The following is a 4,440-nucleotide window of genomic DNA, read 5'->3' as shown; positions in this document are numbered from 1 at the left end:
TTAGCCAACTTAATTTTCAAAAATTAGGAGCTGTTTTGTTTTGTGTAGTTTTCATGATTTATGGCTTTTATGAACTTAGAAAGGTAAGGGGTTGAAATAATTTAGTTGAGTTTGTGATGTTTTGGAGATAGGATTGGTGAGGATTTTTGTTAGATTTGGGTAGAAATATAGGTGGGATATGCACAATTGCGTATATTGACCTGTTAGCTGCAAGGCTACACAACACCGCTAATAGACAAACATCCCTTGAAATAATAGGGAGCTGACCCGATTAAGGTGTCAGCCCCTACTAAAAAAAATTCTACTCAACACCTAACTGTAATTTTGCAGAACTAAGATGAATTTCATCTTGTGTTTCTAAAGCAAAATATCCATAAGCTAAAGGTGCGGCAGCAGCTCGCTCAACTGCTTGTTCAAACAGTTTATCCCATACTTCTCCACCTTGTTTTTCGTATGCCGAAATTAAATTTTTCAGACTTTCTACACCGAAAACAGTGACGTGACCTGAAAAATCTTGTGCTATATCGCTGACTTGTGCTGTTGACCAATCAATAATTCCACACAATTCTCCATTGATATGAGTAAGGGTGTGACCTGCATACAAATCACCGTGAATGAATTTTGTAAAATTCGGCCATAAGGCATCATTATCCACCCATTTTTGGTATCGATTTTCTAATTCGGTACTTATACCTAATTCAGATTTCACCAAAAGCAATCTTTCTGAAATCTCATTTCTGGCTTGTTCTGCCGTCAACACTTTTAATCCGTTACTAAGAACCTCTTGCGTTGGAATGGAATGAAGTTCAACCAAAACCTTCGCCAACGATGGAATGTAAAGTTCGCTGTCTTTAGCCATATTCCAAGTTACTTCATAGGTCTCAGTATCATAAGTTAGCGCAGGTTTTCCATCAAGCAAAGGATAGGCTACAAGTTCTTCATTAGCTATACGCCAGTCAGGAACTTGTACCGAAAGGTATTTCGACACCAATTGAAGAATACGCTTCTCATTCGCAATCTGTTCGTCTAAGTCTGTTCTTCTTGGGATACGCAACAACCATTTTGTCCCATCCTTATCTGTAGCGAAACCAACCTTAAAGTCAATTCCCATATCGTTAAAACTCATTTCATCCGAAAGAAATAAACCATTTCTTTCCGCTAATTTTTGAATATCTCTATTTTTCATTTTTTAAACTTTTTTGATTTTACCTAATTGCATTAAGTTGCGAGTGCTAAACGAAAGAATACCCACAACGATTGCCAAACAACCGCTTATGATAAACGTAATGTTTACACCAATACCTTCTGCAATTAGACCTGTGAATAATAAACCGATTACACTTGGCAAAACGGCCAAACTATAATAAAGCGAAAATACACGTCCTAATTTTTCAGGACTTACCTCTGTTTGTACAATTGCTGTAAAACAGCCATTGAAAATTGACAGGCTGATACCGCCAATGGCAGTTACTATCACAAATTCTACAAACCAATTTTCAGGTAATACACCACTCAAAATAAATGTAAGTCCCAATAATACATACATAACATTGACTGCGACTACTTTTGAGCCTTTCAATTGGAAAATACTCAGAATGACACCGCCAATAAGCATACCTCCGCCCCAAACCACTTCTACAATTCCCATCTCCCATTTTCCTCCTGCATAATGCCCTGTTGTAAGCAACGGAAACATAATGGCAGCTGGCATTATAACAAATGTTATCGCCATTGCATAAAGAAAAAGATAACGCAAACCTTTGTTTTTGGAAACAGTCTGAAATCCTTCCGAAAAATCTGTAGCAATAGAATGTGCATACGATTTTGACTTCGTAACCACATTGGGAATTTTCACAATCACGAGTGAAAGAATAGCCAGCAATGCTCCAATCAAATCCAAGTACAATACTTTTGAAATGGGAAGATACGCAATGGCTAATGTGCCAATGGCAGGACCACCAATACTGCAAACCGAATGTAACACCTGATTAATTCCTGCTACCTTTATCAATTCATTTTGGGGTACAATCAGCGGAGCAATTGCCTGTAGTGCCGGAGCGTGAAAAGCATTACCAACAGAGCGTAAACCCAATAAAATGTAAATCCATATCAGATTAACATTTTCATTTTGTAGAATGACGAGTAACACAAGGGCACAGACAGCTATAAAAGCATCCGAAAAAATCATTACATATTTACGATTGAGACGGTCAACATATACCCCTGCAATTAAACCTACCAATGCCTGGGGCAACATTGCTGCTATTCCAGCGTAGGCTAAAACTTCGGCTGAATTGTACTCCAGACTAAGCCATATAACAATAGCAAACTGAACAGCATAACTTGTAAGCATTGAAGCAAACTGTCCAGCCCATATAAACATATAGGTCTTAAACCATTTACGATTTTCCATAAAAACTTGATTAAATTATACAACAAAATAATTGTAGCATAATACTATAGAGTACTATACCATAAAAGTGGGTTTTGAAGAGAATTACCCTAATAATTATTTAATCCAAGGCTTTGCCACGTGTTGTATACTTTTTGGAAGTGAAGCCACAAAAGTACAAATTATTATCTCAAAAAATAAGCTATTTTAGCAAAATTAAGCCCAGCAGCTAACAAGGTATTGCCAAAAGCGGGACTGAACGGCTTCGATTGAACATTTGTGCAAGGTTAAACATTCGTTCTTCTATTGAACTTTTGTGCCAAAAATCCCCGCCTTCGGCAATACCCAAAACGTTGGCTGTAATGAAAAATGACATTCTCTAAAACAAAGAAAATGACTCAATCTGAACTCATAATTTTAAACTTCACAGAAATTAGAAGAAGAAGCGTAAAACTTTGGAAAGGACTTCCTGAAAGCTGTTATAATTGGAAACCTGACGAAAAAGCAATGACTGCCATAGAAATGGTTAGACACGTTTTGGAAGCTGACTATGGATGGAATATAATAATCAATAATGGGAGTATGGCAAATTATCAAACGCCATGGAAAAATCGACCATTCATTAGCGTTACTGACGAACTTGAATTTGCTGAATCTTATAGGAACGCGTTTTTAGAAAGCGTTCGCCAATTTTCGGATAAAGAATTAGACGAAACGGAAATCATTCACCCCGGAAATGGAGACAAAAAAACCCTTGGAAAGTATTTATTACGGATTGGGTATCATGAATCTGTTCACGCAGGACAGTTCCTTTCATATTTGAGAGCAATGAAAATTAATCGCCCAGAAATATGGGATTAAAAGTAAAAAAACACTATAGCCAATAACTAAGTATTCGGCGTGCCGATTACGCCCTACGGTTGTGAGATCGCTTCGCTAAGTTGGCCAACGCTGAACTACGAAGTACTCATGAATACAAATAAAAAAAACAGACAAGAATGAATAATACCATGTTGACGGATCCGGATTTCCTTAGCCCTACTGAGCTTGCCGAACGTATGGGGAAATCGGTTTAATACATTATTTTTGAAAGATTATTTTGGTGTGTTACGCTTTGATTATGAGCGTGCATTTCGAATTTAATTTGGTTGATTACTATTCAGTGTCACGAAAACCACGCATTTATCAGGCCTTTCGCCAGTTTGATGTCGATTTTACTAATTCTAAGCCATAACTTCCTCATTACGCGCTAGACGTTACATTTATTCTGTTGATTTACTGGTACTTAAAGTTTCTCTCCAGTTTTCTGGTGGACCTCTACCGTCAAAAAGTAAAACAGTAATGAGTTTACCTTTTTTACACCTTGGACATCGTCTGTGGTGCGTTGGGTTCTCCTTAATAATTTCCGTTGTATTTTGTTCATTCAACAACTTTTGAAGTTCGGGAAGCTTTATCTTTTTCCAGCTGCTGCTTAATATTCCATAATGCCGTATTCGAGTAAAGCCTTTAGGTAAAATATGTAAAGAAAACCGTTTAATAAAGTCGGAAGTTTTAAGTGTTATATCGTGTTTTTTTCCTCCTTTTCTATAATTTTTAGCAGAAAATGTGACTGTTTTCTTAGTATAATCAATGTTCTTTATTCTGTGATTAGAAATAGCGATTTTGTGAGTGTATCTTCCAAGATACTCAAATACAAATTCAGGTTTAAAGAAAGGTTGTTTTGCATAAACGACCCATTTCTTTGAGAACACTTTATCGTAAATACCTTGTGGTATTTTTAATTTGCTTTTTCTAAGCAAAGCAATATACTTTGCCCTAAACACCTCACTCATTGATTTCACATCAAATAAGTATTTTCCTTTACTTTTCGAAGACTTCCACTTATTGTTTTTGGTCACACCTCCGCCAGGAACTATACAATGCAAATTGAGTACTATCAATCTAAACCAAGTCCAATAGATGAAACGGATGAGATCAGAAAGGTTTTACACATCAAATTAAAGAATTCAAGTAGAGTTTACAGAGATGGTTTTGCGTTATTGTCAGCC

At 36.6% G+C, this 4,440-nt stretch carries 3 protein-coding genes and 1 pseudogene; 1 reads left to right on the top strand and 3 read right to left on the bottom strand.

Annotated features, from left to right (window positions below):
- Positions 1 to 301: 301 nt before the first annotated feature.
- Both mph and mef(C) read right to left on the bottom strand, forming a co-directional pair.
- The gene (gene mph / locus DIT68_RS16105; RefSeq protein WP_109360848.1) at positions 302 to 1,186 is read right to left on the bottom strand and encodes an Mph(E)/Mph(G) family macrolide 2'-phosphotransferase; all 885 of its coding nucleotides are present in this window, start codon (positions 1,184 to 1,186) and stop codon (positions 302 to 304) included.
- Between the two features lie 3 nt (positions 1,187 to 1,189).
- Positions 1,190 to 2,413 (bottom strand): macrolide efflux MFS transporter Mef(C), encoded by a 1,224-nt coding sequence (gene mef(C) / locus DIT68_RS16100; RefSeq protein WP_109360847.1) that lies wholly within the window; start codon positions 2,411 to 2,413, stop codon positions 1,190 to 1,192.
- Between the two features lie 372 nt (positions 2,414 to 2,785).
- Here mef(C) and DIT68_RS16095 point away from each other — a divergent pair, with 372 nt between their 5' ends.
- Entirely contained in the window at positions 2,786 to 3,253 is a 468-nt protein-coding gene (locus DIT68_RS16095) for a DinB family protein (protein WP_109360849.1), read from the top strand.
- A gap of 401 nt (positions 3,254 to 3,654) precedes the next feature.
- On the opposite strand, the pseudogene DIT68_RS16090 reads toward DIT68_RS16095, so the two are convergent.
- Positions 3,655 to 4,344: pseudogene (locus tag DIT68_RS16090) on the bottom strand (IS91 family transposase); the annotation flags it as partial.
- Between the last annotated feature and the right edge of the window lie 96 nt (positions 4,345 to 4,440).

It is taken from the genome of Brumimicrobium oceani, from assembly GCF_003143775.1.
In the GTDB taxonomy this organism is placed as follows: domain Bacteria; phylum Bacteroidota; class Bacteroidia; order Flavobacteriales_D; family Crocinitomicaceae; genus Brumimicrobium; species Brumimicrobium oceani.
The sequence above is the reverse complement of the archived record's forward strand: the minus strand, read 5'-3'. Positions and strand labels throughout refer to the sequence as shown.